Consider the following 24872-nt stretch of genomic DNA (forward strand, 5'->3'; position numbering starts at 1 on the left):
CATCCGTCGAGAATTCGGGGGGAGGGTAGGCAGCGCAAGTGGGGAGGCTTGCGCTGCCCGGCCAGTCACTTACCAGCAGATGCCTTCGGTGCGGCTGGTGGCGCTGGTTGGTTTGCTCATGAAACCAACCAGGTCGATCACGTGCTTGCCGGCTGGCGCTTGCTGGGCCAGTGCACGGAACTGCTCGTCACGGTTGCCCAGGACGATTATGTCGGCGTTGTCGACCACCTTCTGGAAGTCGGCGTTGAGTAGCGACGACACGTGCGGGATCTTCGACTCGATGTAGTCCTTGTTCGCCCCGTGGACGCGAGCGTACTCAACGTTCTCGTCGTAGATGTCCAGCTGGTAGCCCTTGCCGATCAGGCGCTCGGCCAGTTCCACCAGCGGGCTTTCGCGCAGGTCGTCGGTGCCGGCCTTGAAGCTCAGGCCGAGCAGGGCGACCCTGCGCTTGTCGTGGGCTTCGATCAGTTCGAAGGCGTTTTGCACCTGCGATTCGTTACTGCGCATCAGCGAGTCGAGCAGCGGTGCGCGCACATCGAGGCTGGCGGCACGGTAGGTGAGGGCGCGCACGTCCTTTGGCAGGCACGAGCCGCCGAAGGCAAAGCCAGGGCGCATGTAGTACTGCGACAGGTTCAGCACCTTGTCCTGGCAGACCACGTCCATCACGTCGCGGCCATCGACGCCCACGGCCTTGGCGATGTTGCCGATTTCGTTGGCGAAGGTGACTTTGGTGGCGTGCCACACGTTGCAGGTGTACTTGATCATCTCGGCCACTTCGATCGGCTTGCGGATGATCGGCGCGTCGAGCTCTTCGTACAGGGCTTGCAGGACGTCGCCGCTGGCGCTGTCCAGTTCGCCGATGACAGTCATCGGTGGCTGGTCGTAGTCCTTGATCGCGGTGCTTTCACGGAGGAACTCCGGGTTGACCGCAACACCGAAGTCGACGCCGGCTTTTTTGCCCGAGCAGTCTTCGAGGATCGGGATGACCACGTTCTTGACGGTGCCTGGCAGCACGGTGCTGCGCACCACGATGGTGTGACGACGGGTGGTGTCACGCAGCACGTAACCGATTTCGCGGCACACCGACTCGATGTATTCCAGGCCCAGGTCGCCGTTCTTCTTGCTGGGGGTACCCACGCAGATCATCGACACGTCGCTGGCACGGATGGCTTCGGCGAAGTCGGTAGTGCCGCGCAGGCGGCCATTGGCGATGCCCTGTTGCAGCAGTGCTTCCAGGCCAGGTTCGACGATGGGCGACTTGCCCTGGTTGATCAGGTCGATCTTGGTGCTGGACACGTCCACACCGATCACTTCATGGCCACGCGCCGTCAGGCAGCCTGCACAGACTGCACCCACATAACCCAAACCAAAGATGCTGATACGCATCGCTATCACCTCATGTGTTTATCACGCCGGCACCTTCGAGAAGCGCCGGGCTGGGTTGATTAACAACAGTTTTCGGGCGCACGGGTTCATGGCGAAAGCACACTTCGCCGAGCGCAGGCAAAATAAATCCGGAGCGCAAAAAGTTATGCACTCAAATGTGGCAGTAAAAAGCCATTAATTAAAAAACGTGCCCTGGAATGCAGCCGTCTTTATTGCAAAGCGCTACTTGGCGCGTTGCTGTGCTTGTTTTTTCAAGTGGAAAAATCCTTTGAAATCAACCACTAGGACGAATTGTAAGGGACGCTTCTCTCCTGCGAGGACAGGGATGCCGGGGGAGCCCGTGATGCCTGTCGAAGTTATAGAGGCGGGTAGTAGATACCTGCCATTGTCATCTGTAAGTCATCTCTCACAGCCCGCAGGCAGGAAAATCGTTACGGCACTATGAGCGGTTGGCCGTATGAGAAGTTCCTGAGCGGGTTTCGCCCGGATGAAAGATTTCTAAATATTTATTCAGTTGTCGACAATTTCAATCTGATAGCACGCGGGTGTTTTGCCCCGATATATAAAGGGCGAAACTGTTGCGAGATATTTTTATGCCAGTATCGAAAAATATTTTCCAAAATTCGTCAAAAAAGCTATGAACGGTCTTATGGCGTTTGGCGATAAGGGTGGGAGTGATGGATTATTGGCGCCGGATTTATGGCGTGATGGCGGGTTGCAGCTTGCCCTGTTGCAGGGCGGAATGCATCGTGGCTATTGGCCTCTTCGCGGGTAAACCCGCTCCTACATATGGACTGCGCAGGTTCAGGGCTCGCGCCGTACCTGTGTAGGAGCGGCTTTAGCCGCGAACACCGGCGAAGCCGGTGCCATCCACCGCGCTGGATCCTTCGCGGGTAAACCCGCTCCTACATGGGGACTGCGCAGGTTTCGGGCTCGCGCTGTACCTGTGTAGGAGCGGCTTTAGCCGCGAACACCGGCGAAGCCGGTGCCATCCACCGCGTTGGATCCTTCGCGGGTAAACCCCCTCCTACATGGGGACTGCGCAGGTTTCAGGCTCGCGCTGTACCTGTGTAGGAGCGGCTTTAGCCGCGAACACCGGCGAAGCCGGTGCCATCCACCGCGCTGGCCTCTTCGCGGGTAAACCCGCTCCTACATGGGGACTGCGCAGGTTTCGGGCTCGCGCTGTACCTGCGTAGGAGCGGCTTTAGCCGCGAACACCGGCGAAGCCGGTGCCATCCACCGCGCTGGATCCTTCGCGGGTAAACCCGCTCCTACATGGGGCCTGCGCAGGTTTCGGGCTCGCGCTGTACCTGCGTAGGAGCGGCTTTAGCCGCGAACACCGGCGAAGCCGGTGCCATCCACCGCGCTGGACCCTTCGCGGGTAAACCCGCTCCTATGTATGGCAATGTGAGGGGACGCCTTTTGCCTTACCAGGCAGTCCCTCGTTCACGAATGGCTCACTCGCCCGGGTGATCGCGCAAAAACACCAGGTGATCCGCCTTGGACTGCTCGGCACTGTAGTAGTAGCCCTGCACATCGAACTGCTTGAGCTGTTCCGGGTCGCTGATGCGCTGCTGGATGACGAAGCGGCTCATCATGCCGCGGGCTTTCTTGGCGTAGAAGCTGATGATCTTGTACTGGCCGTTCTTCAGGTCCTTGAAGTCGACGTTGATCACCCGGGCCTTCAGGGCGCTGCGTTTCACCGCGCTGAAGTACTCGTTGCTGGCCAGGTTCAGCAGCACGTCATCACCCTGTTCGGCAAGGGCCTGGTTCAGCCATTCGCTGATCCGTGTACCCCAGAAGGCATACAGGTCCTTGCCGCGGGCGTTGGCTAGCTTGGTGCCCATTTCCAGGCGGTAGGGCTGCATCAGGTCGAGCGGGCGCAGCAGGCCGTACAGGCCCGAGAGCATGCGCAGGTGGTCTTGCGCGTAGCTGAAGTCGTCCTCGCCCAGGCTCTCGGCGTCGAGGCCGGTGTACACGTCACCCTTGAACGCCAGCAGCGCCTGCTTGGCATTGGCCGGGGTGAAGTCCGGGGTCCAGCTGCCGAAGCGCGCGGCATTCAGGCCGGCGAGCTTGTCGGACAGGTGCATCAGTTCGCTGATCTGCGCTGGCGACAGGTCGCGCAGCTGCTGGATCAGTTCCTGGGAGTCGTCCAGGTACTGGGGCAGGGTGAAACGCTCGGTCACCGGCGGGGTGTCGTAGTCGAGGGTCTTGGCGGGGGAAATCACCGTCAGCATCGGGTCGGCTCCTGGCATCGTTGGCCGGGGATTCTACGGGCTGGGCGGTGCAAGTCCAAACTATGGCGACGATAGTCACAGACCATGGCCGGTGCAGGCGCTATAGTTCGCGTTTTGCCGTTGCGGAGCCTTCCACCGTGCGCATTGCCTCTGCCTTGCTGGCCGCTCTGCTGAGCCTGGCCGTGCAGGCCGCCCCGACACCCCAAGCCAGCCTGGACCGCAGCCTGTGGCCCGAGCAACTGGACAGCCCGGCATTGTTCGATGTGGCTTCGCGGGCGGAAATCCTTTCATTCGCCCAGGTGCTGCATGAAAGCGAGCTGCTGGACGATGCTGCGTTGGCCTCGCGGCTGGGGTTGCGGCAGATCAACCTGCAGAAGGTACGCCAGGTGCGTGCTCGCATGTGGCAGCGTTTGTGGGAGGGGTATCAGCAGGCGCAGCGCAGTTGTGAACAGGATGCGTCGTTCTGCTATCCGGTTACTTCGATGGCGGATTTACGCACTCAAGCGGCGACGTTCGCATCTGATGTCGGCACGTTCTATACCGGCTGGATCGAACCCAGCCACCAGTTCCATGCGCGTTACCTGGATGAACAACTGCGCAAGGCGGCCTTGCTGCCGCAGACCAGCAGCGAGGTGGAGCGGTTGTCCGCGCGCGAGCGAAATGGTGATGAACTGAACGACCGCATGTTCCTGCTGACCTTCGTCGGCGGGCCCGGGCCAGAGGCCGGCAGTACCGATTTGCTGACCGACTATCTGCGCCGGCAAAAGCTCGAAGGCACCTTCTTCGTGCTGGGCAACCGCCTGCAGCAACGCCGCGATGCGGGAGCGGCAAACGCCTTGCGCGATCTCTATCGCGGGCAGTGCGTGGGCATCCAGGGCTGGGAGTACCGCTCCCATGCGCAGTGGACCGGCTGGCAGGACTCGCTGCGGCGTAGCCAGGCGCGGGTGCAGGCCGACCTGCCGGAGCAATACGTGCCGCTGTTCCGGCCGCCTTATGGCCAGCGTCGTGCCGATGGCGAGGCGTTCATGGCCAGCCAGCAGTTGCGGGTGTCGTTGTGGGACATTGATGCCGAGGATGACGGTGCACTCAGCGCAGAGGCCTCGGCGCAGCGCGTGGTGACCCTGATGCTGCTGTGGCGCAAGGGCGTGATCCAGTTGCATGACAGCCTGCCCAAGGCCCAGCCGGCGCTGGAGTGGTTGCTGCGCAATACCGCTCAGAGCGGCATCGGCTGGGCGGATTGCCGGGAATATGCTTATCGCGAATAGAGGGTATGACTTTTGAGCGTAGTCCCGTCTGGCTTTGCCGCCAAGGGCCCTTCGTCATTCGGAAAAATAAACTTCAAAATCTCGTAAAAATGCTTTTTTCGGTCATGGTTTTTGCGGTATGAAGAAACCAGACAGCCGATTCCTGCAGCACAGGTGGCGTCATTCAGGCCCACCTTGCCAGGTTCACTTCCCGCCCGTAGCAACGCGGATACGGGAAGCACGGCAGTCACTTTGCGGCGCAGCAGACCGCGTCGTGTGGCTTCGACATAAGGTGACCGAGTATGGATGACCAAGGACGCAACCCTTCCTCCAGCAAGCCAATCCTCTATGTGCTCGATACCAACGTCCTGATTCACGACCCTAACGCATTACTCAACTTCGAGGAGCACCACGTCGCCATTCCAATGACGGTGCTGGAGGAACTCGACAAGCTCAAGACCGGTAAACAGACCATCGCCGCCGAATGCCGCCAGGCCATCCGCCTGATCGACCAGACCCTCGGTGACGCTTCGCCCAGCGATGTCGAGCAGGGCGTGCCGATCCAGCGCAACAAGAGCGGGCCCAAGGGCTTCCTGTCGATTTTGATGAGCCCGCGCAACGAACCCAGCAAACTGCTGCCGGAAAACCTCAACGACAACATCATCATCAATACCCTGCTCGAAGTGCGCAGTCGGCGCACCGACCTGGACGTGGTGCTGGTCACCAAAGACATCAACATGCGCCTGAAGGCGCGCGCCTGTGGCATTGCGGCCGAGGACTACAGCACCGACCAGTTGGTAGACGACGTATCCTTGCTGTCCAAGGGCTACCATTCGGTCACCGGCTCGTTCTGGGACCGGGTCAGCAAGGTGGATACCCGCCAGGAGCGTGGCCGTACCTGGCATCGCGTGCAGATGATCGACAACCTGCCGGCGGTGCACATCAACGAGTTCATCATCGACGAGCAAGGTTTCGTCGGCTGGATCAAGGGCATCCGCAACGACGAACTGCTGTTGCTCGACCTGCACCAGGAACCGCTGCTGCACCAGGAAGCCTGGGGCCTGAAACCGCGCGACATTCATCAGAGCCTGGCGCTGTTCGCCTTGCTCGACCCGGACATCCACCTAGTCAACCTGACCGGTGCTGCCGGTTCCGGCAAGACCATCCTGGCCCTGGCCGCAGCCATCGAGCAGACCATGGTCAGCAAGCGCTACCGGCGCATCATCGCCACCCGCAGCGTGCAGGGGCTGGACCAGGAGATCGGCTTCCTGCCGGGCACCGAGGCCGAGAAGATGGAGCCGTGGCTGGGCGCCATTACCGACAACCTCGAAGCCTTGCACATGGATGACGAAAGCACCCATGGCAGCGTCGAATACATCCTCGAGCGCGTGCCGCTGCAGTTCAAGTCGCTGAACTACATCCGCGGCCGCAGCTTCCAGCAGAGCCTGATCCTGATCGACGAGTGCCAGAACCTGACGCCGCACCAGATAAAGACCATCATCACCCGGGCTGGCTCCGGCTCCAAGGTGGTCTGCCTGGGTAACCTGGCGCAGATCGACACACCCTACCTGTCCGCGACCAGCTCGGGCCTGACCTACCTGACCGAGCGCTTCAAGGACTTCCCCCATGGCGTGCACATCACCCTGCAGGGCGTGCCACGCTCGGTGCTGGCCGAGTACGCCGAGTCGCATCTGTAAAGCTGTTAGGCCGGGCAGATTACTGCCCGGCCTTTTCGCGGGTAAACCCGCTCCCACAGGGTCTCCACTGCCTCGAATCAAGTGGAGATCCTGTGGGAGCGGGTTTACCCGCGAAGAGGCCAGACCTGCCGACACATACCTCTGCTCAAACCTGACCCACAGGTTTACACTGCAGCTTCCCTTCACAGGAGCAGAGCAGTGCTGACACATCTTGATTCCCAGGGGCGGGCCAACATGGTCGACGTCACTGAAAAGGCCGTGACCGAGCGCGAGGCCACCGCCGAGGCGCGGGTGCGCATGTTGCCGCAGACCTTGCAGATGATCGTCGACGGCGAACACCCCAAGGGCGACGTGTTCGCCGTGGCGCGCATTGCCGGGATCCAGGCAGCGAAGAAAACCAGCGACCTGATCCCGCTGTGCCACCCGCTGATGCTGACCAGCGTCAAGGTCGAGCTCAGCGCCGATGGCGCCGACGCCGTGCGCATTGTTGCCCGCTGCAAGCTGGCCGGGCAGACCGGTGTGGAGATGGAAGCGCTGACCGCTGCCAGCGTGGCTGCGCTGACGATCTATGACATGTGCAAGGCTGTGGATAAGGGCATGGTCATCGAGCAGGTGCGCCTGCTGGAGAAAGTCGGCGGCAAGAGTGGCCACTACAAGGTGCAGGCGTGATGAAGATCAAGGTGATGTACTTCGCTCGTTACCGCGAGCAGCTGGGCGTGGATGCCGAGCGTGTGGAGGGTGAGTTCAGGGTTATCGACGATGTGCGCCAGGCGTTGCTGGGCAAGGGCGGGCAATATGAACTGCTGGCCGAGCAGAACCTGATGTGCGCGCGCAACGAAGAGTTGTGCAAGCTCGATGAGCCACTGGAAGAGGGCGATGAAGTGGCGTTCTTCCCGCCGGTGACCGGAGGCTGAACATGGCAGTGCGAGTGCAGGAAGGCGCGTTCGACCCTGGGGCCGAGACCAATGCCATGCATGCGGCCAATGTTGGCGTGGGCGCGGTAGTCGGTTTTGTTGGCTATGTGCGCGACTTCAACGATGGCCGGGAAGTGGCGGGAATGTTCCTCGAACATTATCCGGGCATGACTGAAAAGGCCCTGGCCAAGATCGTGGTCGAGGCCGAGCAGCGCTGGCCGTTGCTCAAGGTGGAGGTGCTGCACCGCATCGGTGCGCTGGAGCCGGGCGAGCCTATCGTGTTCGTGGGTGTGGCCAGTGCCCATCGGCAGGCGGCGTTCGATGCCTGCAATTTCATCATGGACTACCTGAAGACGCGGGCGCCGTTCTGGAAGAAGGAAAATACCCAGGAAGGGCCTAGGTGGGTGGAAGGGAAGCAGAGTGACCAGGATGCGGCGGGGCGTTGGTAATTAGATAGTTGATGGCCGGGGCTATGCCCCGGTTCGCGGGTAAACCCGCTCCCACAGGGGATTTCACAGCCTTCAAGAATTTGGTTTCACAGGTAAACCCTTACCCTCAGGCCCTTTAGAGAAACCTGTGGGAGCGGGTTTACCCGCGAAGAGGCCGGCACAGGTCAGTGATGCTTGCGCGGCACCGGCTTCAGAAGCTCATCCGGCGGCATTTCACACTTGATCTTGCGCCCCAAAAGCGCTTCGATCCCCGGCAGCTGATAGGAGTCATCCTCACCGGCAAAACTGATCGACACGCCTTCAGCCCCTGCACGCCCGGTGCGGCCGATACGGTGCACGTAGTCGTCCGGGTCTTCCGGCAGGGTGAAGTTGATCACGTGGCTGATGCCATCGATATGAATGCCACGCCCCGCCACGTCAGTGGCCACCAGCACGGTGACCCGGCCTTCGCGGAAGTTCTCCAGGGTACGAATGCGCTTGTGCTGCGGCACGTCGCCCGACAGCTGGGCGGCATTGATACCGTCGCGCACCAGTTTTTCCTCGATGCGCCGCACTTCGTCCTTGCGGTTGGCGAACACCATTACCCGTTCCCACTTGTTCTGGGTCACCAGGTTATACAGCAGCTTGTACTTGTCGCTGCCGGCCACCGCATACACATGCTGCTCGACGGTTTCGCTGGCGACGTTCTCCGGCTCGATCTCGACGATGGCCGGGTTGGTGGTCCACTGCTTGGCCAGGTTCATCACGTCGTCGGTGAAGGTGGCGGAGAACAGCAGGGTCTGGCGCTCGCTTTTCGGCGGCGTCTGGCGAATGATCTGGCGCACTTGCGGGATGAAACCCATGTCGAGCATGCGGTCGGCTTCGTCCAGCACCATCACCTCGACCATGTCCAGGTGCACCTCGCCGCGCTGGTTGAAGTCCAGCAAGCGGCCTGGGGTGGCCACCAGGATGTCGCAGTGGCGGGCTTCCAGGGCCTTGAGCTGCTTGTCGAAGTCCATGCCGCCGACGAAGCTCATCACGTTCAGGCCGGTGTACTTGGTCAGGGCAACGGCATCCTTGGCAATCTGCACCACCAACTCGCGGGTTGGCGCGATGATCAGCGCGCGCGGCTCGCCCATGTAGCGTTCCTTGGGCGGTGGCGTCTGCTGCAGCTGGGAAATGATCGAGATCAGGAACGCCGCAGTCTTGCCGGTGCCGGTCTGGGCCCGGCCGATGGCGTCCTGGCCACGCAGGGTATGACCCAGCACCTGCGCCTGGATCGGCGTGCAGTACGGGAAGCCCAGGTCGTGGATGGCGTGCATCAGCTCGTTGGACAGCTTGAAGTCGTGGAAGCGGGTTTTGCCTTCCTGCGGCTCGACCACGAAGTCTTCCGGTTTCCACAGGCTGGCCTGCGGCTTGGGCTTGCGCTCGCGACGCGGTTTGCCACTGGCCGGTTTGTCGGCAGGTGGCGTGGCGGCGTCAGGTTGTTCGGCCTGGGGGGCAGGGGTGGTTTGCGGAGCGGCCGGTTGTGGCACAGGCCGCGCCTCGGTGGCGGGCGCTGGCGCAGGCGGCGTCACGCTGGCAGCAGGAGCGACGGCCTGTGGCGCGGCGTCTCCCTTGCCGAATATTTTCTTGAGTGCCTTGAGCACGATCGTCTCATCAACTGGTTAAGGAATGTACGCCGGGCAGTGTAAAGCAAGATTCGGGCGCGGCGTAGTGGAATAGCCTTACAACTACAGGCGGCCCTGGCTTATTGCAGTTGCTTGCTCAGCCAGTCGTGGATGTCGCTCAACTCTGCGACCACCACTTCGTGCTCCATCGGGTATTCGTGCCAGCGGGCGGCAACGCCCCAGGTGTTCAGGTACTCGAAGGCGGTGCGGCCCATGGACGGGATCACCACCGGATCGTGCACGCCGTGCAGGCACAGGGCCGGGGTACGTTGCTGGCAGGCGCTCAACTGATGCTGGTCGTTGAACGTGGGGGCATAAGTGGACAGGGCGATGACCCCGCCCAGTGCCTCTTGCCACTTTATATAGGCAGTGTGCAGCACCACTGCGCCACCCTGGGAGAAACCGGCCAGGATGATCCGCGACAGGCTGATGCCTTTGGCCTGCTCGGCCTTGATCAGCGCAACGACCTGTTCGGCCGACTCTTCCAGCTGCGCTTCGTCAATGGCGCGGGCCGGGGTCATGGCCTTTATGTCATACCAGCTGGGCATGGCGTAGCCGCCATTGATGGTAACTGGGCGGGTCGGCGCCTGGGGCATGATGAAGCGGGTGCTGAGCAGGCGTTCCTGCATGAATTCGGCCACTGGTAGGAAGTCGTAACGATCGGCACCCAGGCCGTGCAACCAGATCACACAGGCGTCAGCGGTTTTCTGTGGTTCGAGAATCAGCGGATTGGTCATGACTGCTCCGAAAGTGTGCGGGTCTTGTTATGGCGTGCGTAAAAAGAAGGCGCTGCAAATGATTGTCGGAAAAAGAATGTCGCAACGATACAACTTTCCCTACTTGACGAGCGCTTAAACGCTACAGCCAAAAGATTTGGTACGCGCTTTGCAATTCAACCTGCGATGCAAAGGGCAGGCCGTGACGGTAACACCCTTTGCACGCGAAGGCTGTCACAGAACAGTCCATTGCGCCATTGACCCAATAACAAGCCAATACGGGTCGGATATGCCTCAAAAGGGTGCGGTGCAATTCCGGCTCGATACAACAAGAGCGATTTGGAGGTTGTGAATGAAGATGTTGAAAACCACCCTGGCAGTCCTGACCGCTGCCGCCGCACTGGGCGCCGTGAGTACCGCCCAGGCCGGCGCCACCCTCGATGCGGTAAAGAAAAAGGGCTTCGTCCAGTGTGGCGTGAGCGACGGTCTTCCAGGCTTCTCGGTACCTGATGCGCAGGGCAAGATCGTCGGTATCGACGCCGATGTCTGCCGCGCCGTGGCCGCCGCCGTATTCGGCGACGCGACCAAGGTCAAGTTCAGCCAGCTCAACGCCAAGGAACGCTTCACCGCCCTGCAATCGGGCGAAGTCGACGTGCTATCGCGCAACACCACCTGGACCAGCTCGCGCGATGCCGGCATGGGCCTGGTGTTTGCCGGTGTTACCTACTATGACGGCGTCGGCTTCCTGGTCAACAAGAAGCTGGGGGTTTCCAGCGCCAAGGAGCTCGATGGCGCGACCATCTGCATCCAGGCCGGTACCACCACCGAGCTGAACGTGTCGGACTTCTTCCGCGCCAATGGCCTTAAATACACGCCGATCACCTTCGATACCTCCGACGAGAGCGCCAAGTCGCTGGAGTCGGGCCGTTGCGATGTGCTGACCTCGGACAAGTCGCAGCTGTTCGCCCAGCGCTCCAAGCTGGCCGCGCCGACCGACTACGTGGTACTGCCGGAAACGATCTCCAAGGAGCCTCTGGGCCCGGTGGTGCGCAAGGGCGACGAGGAGTGGTTCAGCATCGTCAAGTGGACCCTTTTCGCCATGCTCAACGCCGAAGAGGCGGGCATTACCTCGAAGAACGTCGAGGCTGAAGCCAAATCCACCAAGAACCCGGACGTCGCCCGCTTGCTGGGTGGCGACGGTGAGTACGGCAAGGACCTCAAGCTGCCCAAAGACTGGGTAGTGCAGATCGTCAAGCAAGTCGGCAACTACGGCGAAGTGTTCGAGAAGAACCTGGGCCAGAGCACCGACCTGAAGATCGACCGTGGCATGAACGCCCTGTGGAACAACGGCGGCATCCAGTACGCGCCACCCGTGCGCTGATGGTTGCACCCTGCGGCGGCATCCCGCCGCCGCAGGTTGTTCGGAACCCTACTTTCCGGGGCACTTCATGCAAAATCGAATCGGCGCACAAAAGGGGTTATCCCTGAGCGATCCACGTGTGCGCGCGTGGCTGTTCCAGATTCTCACGATCATTTTCGTGGTCGGTCTGGGCTGGTATCTGTTCAACAACACGCAAACCAACCTGCAGCACCGGGGCATCACCTCGGGCTTCGACTTCCTCGACCGCAGTGCCGGCTTTGGCATTGCCCAGCACCTGATCCCCTACGTTGAATCCGACAGCTATGCGCGGGTGTTCGTCATCGGCCTGCTCAATACCCTGTTGGTGACGTTCATTGGCGTGGTGCTGGCGACCATCCTCGGCTTCATCATCGGCGTGGCGCGGTTGTCGCCGAACTGGATGATCAACAAGCTGGCGACCGTGTACGTGGAAACCTTCCGCAACATCCCGCCGTTGTTGCAGATCCTGTTCTGGTACTTCGCCGTGTTCCTGACCCTGCCGGGACCGCGGGGCAGCATCAATATCGAAGACACCTTCTTCATCAGCAACCGGGGCCTGAACATGCCTGGTGCGTCGATGGCCGACGGCTTCTGGCCGTTCGTCGTGGCCTTGGCGGTGGCCATTGCCGCCATTGCCGTGATGGTGCGTTACGCCAACAAGCGTTTCGAGGAGACCGGTGTGCCCTTCCACAAGTTCTGGGTAGGGCTGGCGCTGCTGGTCGCCATTCCAGGCCTGAGCGTGCTGTTGTTCGGCAGCCCGGTGACTTGGGAAGTGCCGCAGCTCAAGGGCTTCAACTTCGTGGGTGGTTGGGTGTTGATCCCCGAGCTGCTGGCGCTGACCCTGGCGCTGACTATCTATACGGCCGCCTTCATCGCCGAAATCGTGCGCTCCGGTATTCGTTCGGTCAGCCATGGCCAGACCGAAGCCGCGCGCTCGCTGGGCCTGCGCGAGGGGCCGACCCTGCGCAAGGTGATCATCCCCCAGGCACTGCGGGTGATCATTCCGCCGCTGACCAGCCAGTACCTGAACCTGGCGAAGAACTCGTCGCTGGCGGCCGGTATCGGCTACCCGGAGATGGTCTCGCTGTTCGCCGGTACCGTGCTCAACCAGACCGGCCAGGCCATCGAGGTGATCGCCATCACCATGAGTGTCTATCTCGCCATCAGCATCAGCATTTCGCTGCTGATGAACTGGTACAACAAGCGCATTGCGCTGATCGAGCGGTGAGGATACGCCCGTGAATGCCCATGTTTTCAAACCCGACATGCCGCCACCGGTGAAAACCGTCGGCGTGCTCGCATGGATGCGTGCCAATCTGTTCTCCAGCTGGCTCAATACGCTGCTGACCCTGTTCGCCATCTACCTGGTGTGGCTGATCGTGCCGCCGTTGCTGCAGTGGGCGTTGATCGATGCCAACTGGGTCGGCACCACACGCGCCGACTGCACCAAAGAGGGCGCTTGCTGGGTGTTCGTGCAGCAGCGCTTCGGCCAGTTCATGTACGGCTACTACCCGGCAGAGATGCGCTGGCGGGTGGACCTGACCGTGTGGCTTGCCGTGCTTGGCGCCGCGCCGCTGTTCATCAAGCGTTTCCCACGCAAGGCCTTTTACGGCCTGGGCTTCCTGGTGCTGTACCCGGTACTGGCCTACACCTTGCTCCATGGTGGTTACCTGGGCCTGGAAAGCGTACCGACCAGCCAGTGGGGCGGGCTGATGCTGACCCTGGTGATCGCCACCGTGGGTATCGTCGGCGCCTTGCCACTGGGCATCCTGCTGGCTTTGGGGCGGCGTTCGAAGATGCCGGCGGTGAAGGTGGTGTGCGTGACCTTCATCGAGTTCTGGCGCGGCGTGCCGCTGATCACCGTGCTGTTCATGTCCTCGGTGATGCTGCCGCTGTTCCTGCCTGAAGGCATGAGCTTCGACAAGCTGCTGCGGGCGATGATCGGCGTGATCCTGTTCCAGTCGGCGTACATCGCCGAAGTGGTGCGCGGCGGCTTGCAAGCCATTCCCAAGGGCCAGTACGAAGCCGCTGCGGCCATGGGCCTGGGCTACTGGCGGGCGATGGGCCTGGTGATCTTGCCGCAGGCGCTGAAGCTGGTGATCCCCGGCATCGTCAACACCTTCATCGCCCTGTTCAAGGACACCAGCCTGGTGATCATCATCGGCCTGTTCGACCTGCTGAACAGCGTCAAGCAAGCTGCCGCCGACCCGGCCTGGCTGGGCATGGCTACCGAGGGCTACGTGTTCGCCGCCCTGGTGTTCTGGATTTTCTGTTTCGGTATGTCCCGCTACTCCATGCACCTGGAGCGCAAGCTGGACACTGGCCACAAGCGTTAGGAGTTTGAATAATGAGTGAAGCGATCAAGCAGCCTGCCGGCCCCGAAGGCATCATCCAGATGCAGGGTGTGAACAAGTGGTACGGCCAGTTCCATGTGCTCAAGGACATCAACCTGAACGTGCGCCAGGGCGAGCGCATTGTGCTGTGCGGGCCGTCCGGTTCGGGCAAGTCCACCACCATCCGCTGCCTCAACCGCCTGGAAGAGCACCAGCAGGGTCGCATCGTGGTCGATGGCGTGGAGCTGACCAACGACCTCAAGCAGATTGAGGCGATCCGCCGCGAGGTGGGCATGGTGTTCCAGCACTTCAACCTGTTTCCGCACCTGAGCATCCTGGAAAACTGCACCCTGGCACCGATGTGGGTGCGCAAGATGCCGCGGCGCAAGGCCGAGGAAATTGCCATGCATTACCTGGAGCGGGTGCGTATTCCGGAGCAGGCGCACAAGTACCCGGGGCAGTTGTCCGGTGGCCAGCAGCAGCGTGTGGCGATTGCCCGTGCGTTGTGCATGAAGCCGAAGATCATGTTGTTCGACGAACCGACCTCGGCGCTGGACCCGGAAATGGTCAAGGAAGTGCTCGATACCATGGTAGGCCTGGCCGAGGATGGCATGACCATGCTCTGCGTAACCCACGAAATGGGCTTTGCCCGTACCGTGGCGAACCGGGTGATCTTCATGGACAAGGGCGAGATCGTGGAGCAGGCGGCACCGGATGACTTCTTCGACCGGCCGCGCAGCGACCGCACCAAGTTGTTCCTCAGCCAGATCCTGCATTAATGTAGCCGGGGCCGCAAAGCGGCCCCGTTTTTTACTTCTCTTCTGTGGCCACTGCCGGCGCCGGTGGCGGCCGCAGCCCCACCTCGGCAATCAGCTTCAACTGCTGCCCATTGCGCATCACCTCGATGGTGATCTTCTCGTTGGGCTTGATCCGCGCCACCTGGTTCATCGACTTGCGTCCGTCACCGGCCGGTTCGCCGTTGATGCTCAAGATCACGTCACCCAGCTGCAGCCCGGCCTTGGCCGCCGGCCCTTCGCGGAAGATGCCCGCCACCACGATGCCCGGGCGGTCCTTCATGCCGAACGATTCGGCCAGCTCCTGGCTCAGCGGCTGCACTTCGATGCCCAGCCAGCCACGAATCACCTGGCCGTGCTCGACGATCGACTTCATCACTTCCAGTGCCAGTTTTACCGGGATGGCAAAGCCTATGCCCTGCGAGCCGCCAGACTTGGAGAAGATCGCCGTGTTGATGCCGACCAGGTTGCCATTGGCATCGACCAGCGCACCGCCGGAGTTGCCCGGGTTGATCGCCGCGTCGGTCTGGATGAAGTCTTCGTAGTTGTTCAGGCCCAGCTGGTTGCGGCCGGTGGCACTGATGATGCCCATGGTCACGGTCTGGCCGACGCCGAACGGGTTGCCGATGGCCAGGGACACGTCGCCGATGTGAATGTTGTCGGAGCGGCCGATGGTGATCGCAGGCAGGCTCTTGAGGTCGATCTTCAGCACCGCCAGGTCGGTTTCCGGGTCGCTGCCGATGACCCGGGCCAGGGTCTCGCGGCCATCCTTCAGGGCCACGACAATCTGGTCGGCGCCGCTGGTGACGTGGTTGTTGGTCAGCAGGTAGCCCTCGGGGCTCATTATCACTGCCGAGCCCAGGCTCGATTCCCAGCGGCGTTGCTTGGGCAGGTTGTCGCCGAAGAAACGGCGGAATTGCGGGTCTTCGAACAGCGGGTGGGCGCTTTTGTTCACCACCTTGGTGGTGTACAGGTTGACCACCGCAGGGGCGGCCAGGGTCACGGCATCGGCGTACGACACCGGGCCTTGCATGATCCGCGTGGTCTGCGGCGCTTGTTGCAAGTTGACGTCCTGGCTGGGCAAACCGACCCATTGCGGGAAGCGCTGGATGATCAGCATGGCGATCAGTACGCCGGTAAGCAGGGGCCAGCCAAAGTAACGCAAAGCCTTGAACATGAACGAATCCTGGAAAGAGCGGGGGCCAGCGGCCGCGCAGTGGGGCATGAGCGCGCGCGATCATACACCGGTTCCCCCAGTGCCGGCGACGGCCCATAATGGCCGGCATTATACGGGCGTTCCATTGGCGTTGTGCCCGAGAAAAGCGCAGTTTTCGAGGAGATTTTCATGGCCGTCGCTCTCAACACCCTGGTCGAGGAAGCCGAACGCTACCTGGGCAGCGCGAAGATCCAGGATTATTGCCCCAACGGCCTGCAGGTCGAAGGCCGGCCGCAGGTCAGCCGCATCGTCAGCGGCGTTACCGCCAGCCAGGCGTTGCTGGATGCGGCGGTGGAGGCCGAGGCCGACCTGGTGCTGGTGCACCATGGTTACTTCTGGAAGGGTGAGAACCCGTGCATCACCGGTATCCGTCAGCGTCGGCTGAAGACTTTGCTTAACAACGACATAAGCCTGCTGGCGTTCCACCTGCCGCTGGACGTGCACCCGGATGTGGGCAACAACGTGCAGCTGGCGCGGCAACTGGAGATCACTGTCGAAGGGCCGCTGGACCCGGAGAACCCCAAGGTAGTCGGGCTGGTCGGCTCGCTGGCCGAGCCGATGACCGCGCGCGACTTTGCCCGGCGTGTGCAGGAAGTGCTGGGGCGCGAGCCGTTGCTGGTTGAAGGTGATGAGATGATCCGCCGGGTTGGCTGGTGCACCGGGGGCGGGCAGGGCTACATCGACACCGCGATTGCGGCGGGGGTGGACCTTTACCTTACGGGCGAGGCGTCGGAGCAGACCTACCATAGCGCCCGCGAGAACGGGGTCAGCTTCATCGCTGCCGGGCACCATGCCACCGAGCGCTATGGCGTACAGGCGTTGGGCGATTACCTGGCGCGGCGGTTTGCCGTGGAGCACCTGTTCATCGATTGCCCGAATCCTATCTGAGATCGGCGTCGCCTTCTTCGCGGGTAAACCCGCTCCCACAGGGACCGCACCAAGCCTGAGCCAGTGCAGTACCTGTGGGAGCGGGTTCACCCGCGAAGAGGCCGGGCCTGCCAGCCCAAACCCCCAGTCATATCGTTAGACTTTTTCGATCTAGCCCGCCTCCTAAATAGAAGCTACCGCTGTGATAAAGTGGCTCGCTCGAACACGGCCCGCAGGCCGTCCATAAGATCGTTTTTCGTGAGTAGCCATGGTCGACAAACTGACGCACTTGAAACAGCTGGAGGCGGAAAGCATCCACATCATCCGCGAGGTGGCCGCCGAGTTCGATAACCCGGTGATGCTGTACTCGATCGGCAAGGATTCCGCCGTGATGCTGCACCTGGCGCGCAAGGCCTTCTTCCCAGGCAAACTGCCGTTCCCGGTGATGCACGTCGACACCCAGTGGAAATTCCAGGAGATGTACAGCTTCCGCGACAAGATGGTCGAGGAAATGGGCCTGGAGCTGATCACCCACGTCAACCCCGAGGGTGTGGCGCAGGGCATCAACCCGTTCACCCATGGCAGCTCCAAGCACACCGACATCATGAAGACCCAGGGCCTGAAGCAGGCGCTGGACAAGCATGGTTTCGACGCCGCCTTCGGTGGCGCGCGCCGTGACGAAGAGAAATCGCGGGCCAAGGAGCGTGTGTACTCGTTCCGTGACAGCAAGCACCGCTGGGACCCGAAGAACCAGCGCCCCGAGCTGTGGAACGTGTACAACGGCAAGGTCAACAAGGGCGAGTCGATCCGCGTCTTCCCGCTGTCGAACTGGACCGAGCTGGACATCTGGCAGTACATCTACCTTGAAGGCATCCCGATCGTGCCGCTGTACTTCGCCGCCGAGCGTGAAGTCATCGAGAAGAACGGCACCCTGATCATGATCGACGACGAGCGCATCCTCGAGCATCTCACCGATGAAGAGAAAGCCCGCATCGTCAAGAAGAAGGTGCGTTTCCGTACCCTCGGCTGCTACCCGCTGACGGGCGCTGTCGAGTCGGAAGCCGAGACCCTGACGGACATCATTCAGGAAATGCTCCTGACCCGTACGTCCGAACGCCAGGGCCGTGTCATCGACCACGATGGCGCCGGCTCCATGGAAGACAAGAAACGCCAAGGCTACTTCTAATTTCAGGGTTACTCCATGTCGCACCAATCTGATCTGATCAGCGAGGACATCCTCGCCTACCTGGCCCAGCACGAGCGCAAGGAACTGCTGCGCTTCCTGACCTGCGGCAACGTTGACGACGGCAAGAGCACCCTGATCGGGCGCCTGCTGCACGACTCGAAGATGATCTACGAGGACCACCTCGAGGCCATCACCCGTGATTCGAAGAAAGTCGGCACCACCGGCGAAGAAGTCGACCTGGCGCTGCTGGTAGACGGCCTGCAGGCCGAGCGCGAGCAGGGCATCACCATCGATGTCGCCTACCGCTACTTCTCCACCGCCAAGCGCAAGTTCATCATTGCCGACACCCCGGGCCACGAGCAGTACACCCGCAACATGGCGACCGGCGCGTCCACCTGCGACCTGGCGATCATCCTGGTCGATGCCCGCTACGGCGTGCAGACCCAAACCCGTCGCCACAGCTACATTGCCTCGCTGCTGGGCATCAAGCACATCGTGGTTGCGGTCAACAAGATGGACCTGAAGGGCTTCGATGAAGGCGTCTTCGAGTCGATCAAGGCCGACTACCTGAAGTTTGCCGAAGCCATCAACCTGAAGCCGAGCAGCCTGCACTTCGTGCCGATGTCGGCGCTCAAGGGTGACAACGTGGTCAACCACAGCGAGCAGTCGCCGTGGTACGCCGGCCCGACGCTGATGGAAATCCTCGAAACCGTCGAAGTGGCGGCTGACCGCAATTTCACCGACCTGCGTTTCCCGGTGCAGTACGTCAACCGCCCGAACCTGAACTTCCGCGGCTTCGCTGGCACCATCGCCAGCGGCGTGGTGCACAAGGGCGACGAAGTCGTCGTACTGCCGTCGGGCAAGAGCAGCCGGGTCAAGTCCATCGTCACCTACGAAGGTGAACTGGAAAACGCAGGCCCAGGCCAGGCCGTGACCCTGACCATGGAAGACGAGATCGACATCTCCCGTGGCGACCTGCTGGTGCATGCTGATAACGTTCCGCCGGTAACCGACCAGTTCGACGCCATGCTGGTGTGGATGGCCGAGGAGCCGATGCTCCCAGGCAAGAAATACGACATCAAGCGCGCCACCAGCTACGTGCCAGGCTCGATTGCCAGCATCACCCACAAGGTCGATGTGAACACACTGGAGCAGGGCGCTGCCAGCGCACTGCAGCTGAACGAGATTGGCCGGGTCAAGGTGGCCCTGGACACCTCGATCGCCCTGGACGGTTACGACAGCAACCGCACCACCGGTGCGTTCATCGTCATCGACCGCCTGACAAACGGCACCGTCGGCGCCGGCATGATCATCGCCCCGCCAGTACTGCCGCATGGCAGCACCGGCCAGCATGGCAAGCAGGCCCACGTGTCCACCGAAGAGCGCGCCCTGCGCTTCGGCCAGCAGCCTGCCACCGTGCTGTTCAGCGGCCTGTCTGGCGCGGGCAAGAGCACCCTGGCCTATGCCGTGGAGCGCAAGCTGTTCGACATGGGCCGTGCGGTGTACGTGCTCGATGGCCAGAACCTGCGCCACGACCTGAACAAGGGCCTGCCACAGGACCGCGCCGGCCGCACCGAGAACTGGCGCCGCGCCGCCCATGTAGCGCGTCAGTTCAACGAAGCTGGCATGCTGACCCTGGCCGCGTTCGTCGCCCCGGATGCCGAAGGCCGTGAACAGGCCAAGGCGCTGATCGGCAAAGAGCGCCTGGTGACCGTTTACGTCCAGGCCTCGCCGCTGGCCTGCCGCGAGCGCGACCCGCAAGGCCTGTACGCCGCCGGTGGCGACAACATCCCGGGCGAAAGCTTCCCGTTCGATGTACCGCTGGACGCTGACCTGGTGATCGATACCCAGTCGATCAGCGTCGACGAAGGCGTGAAGCTGGTGCTGGACGTGCTGCGTCAGCGTGGCGCGATCTAAGCGCTGGGCTGCAAGGAAAACCCCGCTTCGGCGGGGTTTTTTGTTTGTCGTTCCCACAGGTACGGCACTGGCTTCGGACTCACGCTGTACCTGTGGGAGCGGGTTCACCCGCGAAGCAGGCGGCGCGGTGGATCGCACCGGCTGTGCCGGTGTTCGCGGCTAAAGCCGCACAGGGACTGCGAGAGCTTTTGGATTTTGAACAAGGCAGTTGCTCCCGCATGGACCGCGCATGCCGTTCAGATGTGCTTCTCCGACACTGGAATTACGCGCCGTTCCTTCACCGCCTTGTAAGAAAAACTCGAATAGATCTCCTTCACCCCCGGCAACCGTTGCAGCACTTCCCGGGTAAATTCGCCAAACGATTCCAGGTCCCGCGCCAGGATCTCCAGCAAGAAGTCATAGCGCCCGGAAATATTGTGGCATGCAACGATTTCGGGGATTTCCATCAGCCGCTGCTCGAACGCCAGTGCCATGTCCTTGGTGTGCGAGTCCATCATGATGCTGACAAACGCGGTCACGCCAAAGCCCAGCGATTTGGGCGAGAGGATGGCCTGGTAGCCGGTGATGTAGCCGTTGTCTTCCAGTAACTTGACCCGTCGCCAACAGGGCGAGGTGGTCAGTGCCACTTGGTCGGCGAGTTCAGCGACGGTGAGGCGGGCGTTGTCCTGCAGGGCGGCGAGCAGGGCGCGGTCGGTGCGGTCGAGGCTTGAAGGCATGTTTTGCGCTCCTGATCATCTAATTGTTGTTTTTGTTCCAATAAGCACAAGGGGGCGTGGGCTATTTTGGAAAAAATCGGGCAGCTCGGTGGCATAAGCTTATAGCAAACCACAAGAGGCTGTTGCCATGCGCGACTCCCATAACAACACCGGTTTTTCGACACGGGCCATTCACCATGGCTACGATCCGCTTTCCCACGGTGGCGCCCTGGTGCCGCCGGTGTACCAGACCGCTACCTATGCCTTTCCCACCGTCGAATACGGCGCGGCGTGCTTCGCCGGGGAAGAGCCGGGGCATTTCTATAGCCGTATCTCCAATCCCACCCTGGCATTGCTGGAGCAGCGCATGGCTTCGCTGGAGGGCGGTGAGGCGGGGTTGGCGCTGGCGTCGGGGATGGGTGCGATTACCTCGACCATCTGGACCTTGCTGCGGCCCGGCGACGAGCTGATTGTCGGGCGCACCTTGTATGGCTGCACTTTTGCGTTCCTGCACCACGGCATCGGCGAGTTCGGGGTCAAGGTTCACCATGTCGACCTCAACGATGCCAAGGCGCTTAAAGCGGCGATCAACAGCAAAACACGGATGATCTACTTCGAAACACCGGCCAACCCCAATATGCAACTGGTGGACATCGCGGCGGTTTCCGAAGCGGTGCGCGGGCTAGATGTGCATGTGGTGGTCGACAACACCTATTGCACGCCGTACCTGCAGCGCCCGCTGGAGCTGGGGGCGGACCTGGTGGTGCATTCGGCAACCAAGTACCTTAGCGGGCATGGTGATATCACCGCCGGCCTGGTGGTAGGGCGCAAGGCACTGGTCGACCGTATTCGCCTGGAAGGCTTGAAGGACATGACCGGGGCGGTACTGTCGCCGCACGACGCTTCGCTGTTGATGCGCGGGATCAAGACCCTGGCCCTGCGCATGGACCGGCATTGCGCCAACGCCCAGCAGGTGGCTGAGTTTCTGGCCCGGCAGCCGCAGGTTGAGCTGATTCACTACCCGGGGTTGCCGTCGTTCGCCCAGTACGAACTGGCGCAGCGGCAGATGCGATTACCGGGCGGGATGATTGCCTTTGAGCTCAAGGGCGGTATCGAGGCCGGGCGCAGGTTCATGAATGCCCTGCAGCTGTTTGCCCGGGCGGTGAGCCTGGGGGATGCCGAGTCGCTGGCGCAGCATCCGGCAAGCATGACCCATTCCAGCTATACGCCAGAGGAGCGGGCGCATCACGGGATTTCGGAGGGGTTGGTGCGATTGTCGGTGGGGTTGGAGGATGTGGAAGATTTGTTGGCGGATGTCGAGCAGGCATTGCAGGCTTGCAGCTAGGTTGCCTGGGCTGGCCTCTTCGCGGGTAAACCCGCTCCTACAGGTACGGCGCCGTATTTGAAACATGTGCGGACCCTGTGGGAGCGGGTTTACCCGCGAAGAGGCCCGGGAACCCAGCACACAAAAAAGGCCTCTCGCGAGGCCTTTTTCATGTTCAGCAGATCAACGCTTGAGCCCGTAGCTCTCGTCAAGCATACCCGGCGAGTTCGGCGCTTTTGGCGCGTAGTCGCGTGGCACTTCTGCGGTGTCCTTCGGCGGCGTCAGGCGGTCACGCGGGCCTTGCACACCTTCGGAATGCAGGGCAGCCAGCAGGCGTTGGCGGGTCACGTCGTCGAGGGCCAGGGTATTGGCGCCGTCGGCCAGGTGGTCCTGCACATCCTGGTAGCTCTGGGTCAGTTTCTTGACCAGCACAGCGGTGCTGTTGAAGTGGGTGACCACTTCGTTCTGGTAGCTGTCGAAGCGCTTCTGGATGTCATCCAGCTGACGCTGCGTGCTGCTCGGCGCGGCATTGGGCAGCAGGCGGGCCACGACGAAACCAACCACCACACCAATGACCAGGGCCAGGGTCGGCAACAACCAAACAAGGAGCGAGAGTTCCACGAGTCCTTCCTCTATAAACGGCTTTGCTTTACGTTAACGGCTCAGACCTGCGCTGTATACCGCGAGCGATCGCAAATCAGAACAGAATTCCTCACCTAGACGAATCGACCCTCCCCGAGGTCACGGAGTAGTGCCTTGCTTGTCCGCGAAACCCCCTTGTTCATCGATGGCCCCAGCGGCCAGCTGGAAGCCTTGTACCTGGACGTGGCCGATGCCCGCGGCGCGGTGCTGATCTGCCACCCCAACCCGGTCCAGGGCGGCACCATGCTCAACAAGGTGGTCTCAACCCTGCAACGCGCCGCCCGCGATGCTGGCTACGTGACCTTGCGTTTCAACTACCGTGGCGTCGGCCAGAGCGCCGGCAGCCATGACATGGGCGCCGGCGAAGTGGCCGATGCCGAGGCCGCCGCTGCCTGGCTGCGTGCCAAGCACCCCGAGCTGCCACTGGTACTGATGGGCTTCTCGTTCGGCGGCTTCGTCGCCACAAGCCTGGCTGGCCGCCTGGAGGCCGCTGGGGTAACGCTGCAGCACCTGTTCATGATTGCCCCGGCAGTCATGCGCCTGACCGCCGAATTCCCGCTGCCGCAGCAGTGCCCGATCAGCGTGGTGCAGCCGGATGCCGACGAAGTGGTCGCGCCGCAGTTGGTTTACGATTGGTCCGACAGCCTGTCGCGCCCCCATGAGCTGCTGAAAGTGGCAGAATGCGGACACTTCTTCCATGGCAAGCTGACCGATCTGAAGGATCTGCTGCTGCCGCGCCTTTCGAACTGAGCCAAGCCTGAATAAGCGAACACCCATGACCACGCGCATTCTTACCGGTATCACCACCACCGGCACTCCGCACCTGGGCAACTACGCCGGCGCCATCCGCCCGGCGATCCGTGCCAGCCAGCAGCCCGGTGTCGATTCGTTCTACTTCCTGGCCGACTACCACGCGCTGATCAAGTGCGACGACCCGCTGCGCATCCAGCGTTCGCGCCTGGAAATCGCCGCCACCTGGCTGGCCGGCGGCCTGGACCCGGACAAGGTGACCTTCTACCGTCAGTCGGACATCCCGGAAATCCCCGAGCTGACCTGGCTGCTGACCTGCGTCGCGGCCAAGGGCCTGCTCAACCGTGCGCACGCCTACAAGGCCTCGGTGGACAAGAACCTGGAAACCGGTGAAGACCCGGATGCCGGCGTGACCATGGGCCTGTTCAGCTACCCGGTGCTGATGGCTGCGGACATCCTGATGTTCAACGCCAACAAGGTGCCGGTCGGCCGTGACCAGATCCAGCACGTGGAAATGGCCCGCGACATCGGCCAGCGCTTCAACCACCTGTTTGGCCAGGGCAAGGACTTCTTCGCCCTGCCAGAGGCGGTAATCGAAGAGAGCGTGGCGACCCTGCCGGGCCTGGACGGGCGCAAGATGTCCAAGAGCTACGACAACACTATCCCGCTGTTCACCAGCGCCAAGGACATGAAAGACGCCATTTCGCGCATCGTCACCGACTCGCGCGCGCCTGGCGAAGCGAAAGACCCGGACAATTCGCACCTGTTCACCCTGTACCAGGCTTTCTCGACGCCAGCGCAATGCGCCGAATTCCGCGAAGAGCTGTTGCAGGGCCTGGGCTGGGGCGATGCCAAGCAGCGCCTGTTCCAGCTGCTGGACGGCCAGCTGGCCGAGAAGCGCGAGTACTACCACCAGCTGATCGCCCGCCCGGCGGACCTGGAAGACATTCTGCTGGCCGGCGCTGACAAGGCCCGCAAGATCGCCACGCCGTTCCTTGAGCAACTGCGCGAGTCCGTTGGCCTGCGTTCGTTCCGCACAAGCGTGCAGGCCAACACCGAAGTGAAGAAAAAAGCCGCCAAGAGCGCGCGTTTTGTCAGCTTCCGTGATGAAGATGGCAGCTTCCGCTTCCGCCTGCTGGCTGCCGACGGCGAGCAATTGCTGCTGTCGCGCAGTTTCGCCGACGGCAAGAGCGCTGGCGCCGTCAGCAAGCAGCTGCAGCAGGGTGGCGAAGCGGATGTGCGCGTTGACGGCCTGGGCTTCGGCCTGTGGCTGAACGGCGAGCAGGTTGCCGACGGGCCGCAGTTCGACAGCGCTGAAGCGCGTGATGCAGCCATTCAAAGCCTGCGTGAAGCCCTGGCACCACAGCAGGACTGAAATATCGTACCTGCCTGTACTGGCCTATTCGCGGGTGAACCCGCTCCTACAGGTATTTCTCTTGTGGGAGCGGGTTCACCCG

22 protein-coding genes are annotated in these 24872 nt (G+C 61.9%); 15 read left to right on the forward strand and 7 right to left on the reverse strand.

Translation table 11 applies throughout. From position 1 onward, the window contains the following. Positions 1–69: 69 nt before the first annotated feature. Together ACIP1G_RS09125 and yaaA are read right to left on the reverse strand one after the other, a co-directional pair. The gene (locus ACIP1G_RS09125) at positions 70–1386 is read right to left on the reverse strand and encodes a nucleotide sugar dehydrogenase (RefSeq protein ID WP_400735662.1); all 1317 of its coding nucleotides are present in this window, start codon (positions 1384–1386) and stop codon (positions 70–72) included. A 1457-nt stretch (positions 1387–2843) separates the two neighbouring features. Beyond that, positions 2844–3623 carry a peroxide stress protein YaaA gene (gene yaaA / locus ACIP1G_RS09130; RefSeq protein WP_400735665.1) on the reverse strand — a complete coding sequence of 260 codons (780 nt, stop codon included), beginning with the start codon at positions 3621–3623 and terminating at the stop codon, positions 2844–2846. Positions 3624–3760: 137 nt separating this feature from the next. Between yaaA and ACIP1G_RS09135 the strand changes: the two genes are divergently transcribed. The 5 genes from ACIP1G_RS09135 (at position 3761) to moaE (ending at position 7927) form a co-directional block, all read left to right on the forward strand. Further along, positions 3761–4888, forward strand: coding sequence for a polysaccharide deacetylase family protein (locus ACIP1G_RS09135; protein ID WP_400735668.1), 1128 nt, complete (start codon positions 3761–3763; stop codon positions 4886–4888). A 281-nt stretch (positions 4889–5169) separates the two neighbouring features. After that, the gene (locus ACIP1G_RS09140) at positions 5170–6564 is read left to right on the forward strand and encodes a PhoH family protein (RefSeq protein WP_400735671.1); all 1395 of its coding nucleotides are present in this window, start codon (positions 5170–5172) and stop codon (positions 6562–6564) included. A gap of 198 nt (positions 6565–6762) precedes the next feature. After that, positions 6763–7233: a cyclic pyranopterin monophosphate synthase MoaC gene (moaC, locus tag ACIP1G_RS09145; RefSeq protein WP_400614430.1), complete on the forward strand. Its 471-nt coding sequence runs from the start codon at positions 6763–6765 to the stop codon at positions 7231–7233. After that, positions 7233–7478 carry a molybdopterin converting factor subunit 1 gene (moaD, locus tag ACIP1G_RS09150; RefSeq protein ID WP_400735674.1) on the forward strand — a complete coding sequence of 82 codons (246 nt, stop codon included), beginning with the start codon at positions 7233–7235 and terminating at the stop codon, positions 7476–7478. Before moaC ends, moaD begins: the two co-directional genes overlap by 1 nt. A 2-nt stretch (positions 7479–7480) precedes the next feature. Further along, entirely contained in the window at positions 7481–7927 is a 447-nt protein-coding gene (gene moaE / locus ACIP1G_RS09155) for a molybdopterin synthase catalytic subunit MoaE (RefSeq protein ID WP_070384329.1), read from the forward strand. Positions 7928–8091: 164 nt separating this feature from the next. On the opposite strand, the gene rhlB is transcribed toward moaE, so the two are convergent. Both rhlB and ACIP1G_RS09165 read right to left on the reverse strand, forming a co-directional pair. Then, positions 8092–9555, reverse strand: a complete 1464-nt coding sequence (gene rhlB, locus ACIP1G_RS09160) for an ATP-dependent RNA helicase RhlB (RefSeq protein ID WP_400735676.1) — start codon at positions 9553–9555, stop codon at positions 8092–8094. Between the two features lie 101 nt (positions 9556–9656). Continuing rightward, the gene (locus ACIP1G_RS09165; protein ID WP_400735679.1) at positions 9657–10313 is read right to left on the reverse strand and encodes an alpha/beta hydrolase; all 657 of its coding nucleotides are present in this window, start codon (positions 10311–10313) and stop codon (positions 9657–9659) included. Positions 10314–10644: 331 nt separating this feature from the next. Here ACIP1G_RS09165 and ACIP1G_RS09170 point away from each other — a divergent pair, with 331 nt between their 5' ends. The 4 genes from ACIP1G_RS09170 to ACIP1G_RS09185 all read left to right on the forward strand — a co-directional run bounded on the left by ACIP1G_RS09170 (position 10645) and on the right by ACIP1G_RS09185 (position 14803). After that, entirely contained in the window at positions 10645–11673 is a 1029-nt protein-coding gene (locus tag ACIP1G_RS09170) for an amino acid ABC transporter substrate-binding protein (RefSeq protein WP_400735682.1), read from the forward strand. A 67-nt stretch (positions 11674–11740) separates the two neighbouring features. Next, the gene (locus ACIP1G_RS09175) at positions 11741–12919 is read left to right on the forward strand and encodes an amino acid ABC transporter permease (protein ID WP_400735685.1); all 1179 of its coding nucleotides are present in this window, start codon (positions 11741–11743) and stop codon (positions 12917–12919) included. 10 nt (positions 12920–12929) lie between these two features. After that, a complete protein-coding gene (locus ACIP1G_RS09180) occupies positions 12930–14027 on the forward strand; it encodes an amino acid ABC transporter permease (protein ID WP_400735687.1) in 1098 nt (365 codons plus the stop codon). Positions 14028–14038: 11 nt separating this feature from the next. Further along, on the forward strand, positions 14039–14803 hold the full coding sequence (locus ACIP1G_RS09185) for an amino acid ABC transporter ATP-binding protein (RefSeq protein ID WP_003251792.1): 765 nt from the start codon (positions 14039–14041) through the stop codon (positions 14801–14803). Positions 14804–14834: 31 nt separating this feature from the next. On the opposite strand, the gene algW is transcribed toward ACIP1G_RS09185, so the two are convergent. Beyond that, positions 14835–15995 carry a Do family serine endopeptidase AlgW gene (gene algW / locus ACIP1G_RS09190; RefSeq protein ID WP_400735690.1) on the reverse strand — a complete coding sequence of 387 codons (1161 nt, stop codon included), beginning with the start codon at positions 15993–15995 and terminating at the stop codon, positions 14835–14837. Positions 15996–16163: 168 nt separating this feature from the next. On the opposite strand from algW, the gene ACIP1G_RS09195 reads away from it, so the two are divergent. The 3 genes from ACIP1G_RS09195 to cysN all read left to right on the forward strand — a co-directional run bounded on the left by ACIP1G_RS09195 (position 16164) and on the right by cysN (position 20004). After that, complete coding sequence (locus ACIP1G_RS09195; RefSeq protein ID WP_400735692.1) at positions 16164–16922, forward strand: Nif3-like dinuclear metal center hexameric protein; 759 nt, start codon at positions 16164–16166, stop codon at positions 16920–16922. Positions 16923–17169: 247 nt separating this feature from the next. Next, the gene (gene cysD, locus ACIP1G_RS09200; protein WP_013974136.1) at positions 17170–18087 is read left to right on the forward strand and encodes a sulfate adenylyltransferase subunit CysD; all 918 of its coding nucleotides are present in this window, start codon (positions 17170–17172) and stop codon (positions 18085–18087) included. 15 nt (positions 18088–18102) lie between these two features. Continuing rightward, complete coding sequence (gene cysN / locus ACIP1G_RS09205) at positions 18103–20004, forward strand: sulfate adenylyltransferase subunit CysN (protein ID WP_400735696.1); 1902 nt, start codon at positions 18103–18105, stop codon at positions 20002–20004. Between the two features lie 236 nt (positions 20005–20240). Here cysN and ACIP1G_RS09210 read toward each other — a convergent pair whose 3' ends face one another. Then, a complete protein-coding gene (locus tag ACIP1G_RS09210; protein ID WP_016498026.1) occupies positions 20241–20720 on the reverse strand; it encodes an Lrp/AsnC family transcriptional regulator in 480 nt (159 codons plus the stop codon). 127 nt (positions 20721–20847) lie between these two features. Between ACIP1G_RS09210 and ACIP1G_RS09215 the strand changes: the two genes are divergently transcribed. Next, on the forward strand, positions 20848–22044 hold the full coding sequence (locus ACIP1G_RS09215; RefSeq protein WP_400735700.1) for a methionine gamma-lyase: 1197 nt from the start codon (positions 20848–20850) through the stop codon (positions 22042–22044). A gap of 162 nt (positions 22045–22206) precedes the next feature. Here ACIP1G_RS09215 and ACIP1G_RS09220 read toward each other — a convergent pair whose 3' ends face one another. Further along, on the reverse strand, positions 22207–22644 hold the full coding sequence (locus tag ACIP1G_RS09220) for a YhcB family protein (protein WP_400735703.1): 438 nt from the start codon (positions 22642–22644) through the stop codon (positions 22207–22209). A 135-nt stretch (positions 22645–22779) separates the two neighbouring features. On the opposite strand from ACIP1G_RS09220, the gene ACIP1G_RS09225 reads away from it, so the two are divergent. Continuing rightward, positions 22780–23415: an alpha/beta hydrolase gene (locus tag ACIP1G_RS09225; protein ID WP_400735705.1), complete on the forward strand. Its 636-nt coding sequence runs from the start codon at positions 22780–22782 to the stop codon at positions 23413–23415. A 25-nt stretch (positions 23416–23440) separates the two neighbouring features. After that, positions 23441–24790, forward strand: a complete 1350-nt coding sequence (locus ACIP1G_RS09230) for a tryptophan--tRNA ligase (protein ID WP_400735708.1) — start codon at positions 23441–23443, stop codon at positions 24788–24790. Positions 24791–24872 lie beyond the last annotated feature (82 nt).

This window comes from Pseudomonas sp. NPDC089392, assembly GCF_044749595.1.
GTDB lineage: Bacteria > Pseudomonadota > Gammaproteobacteria > Pseudomonadales > Pseudomonadaceae > Aquipseudomonas.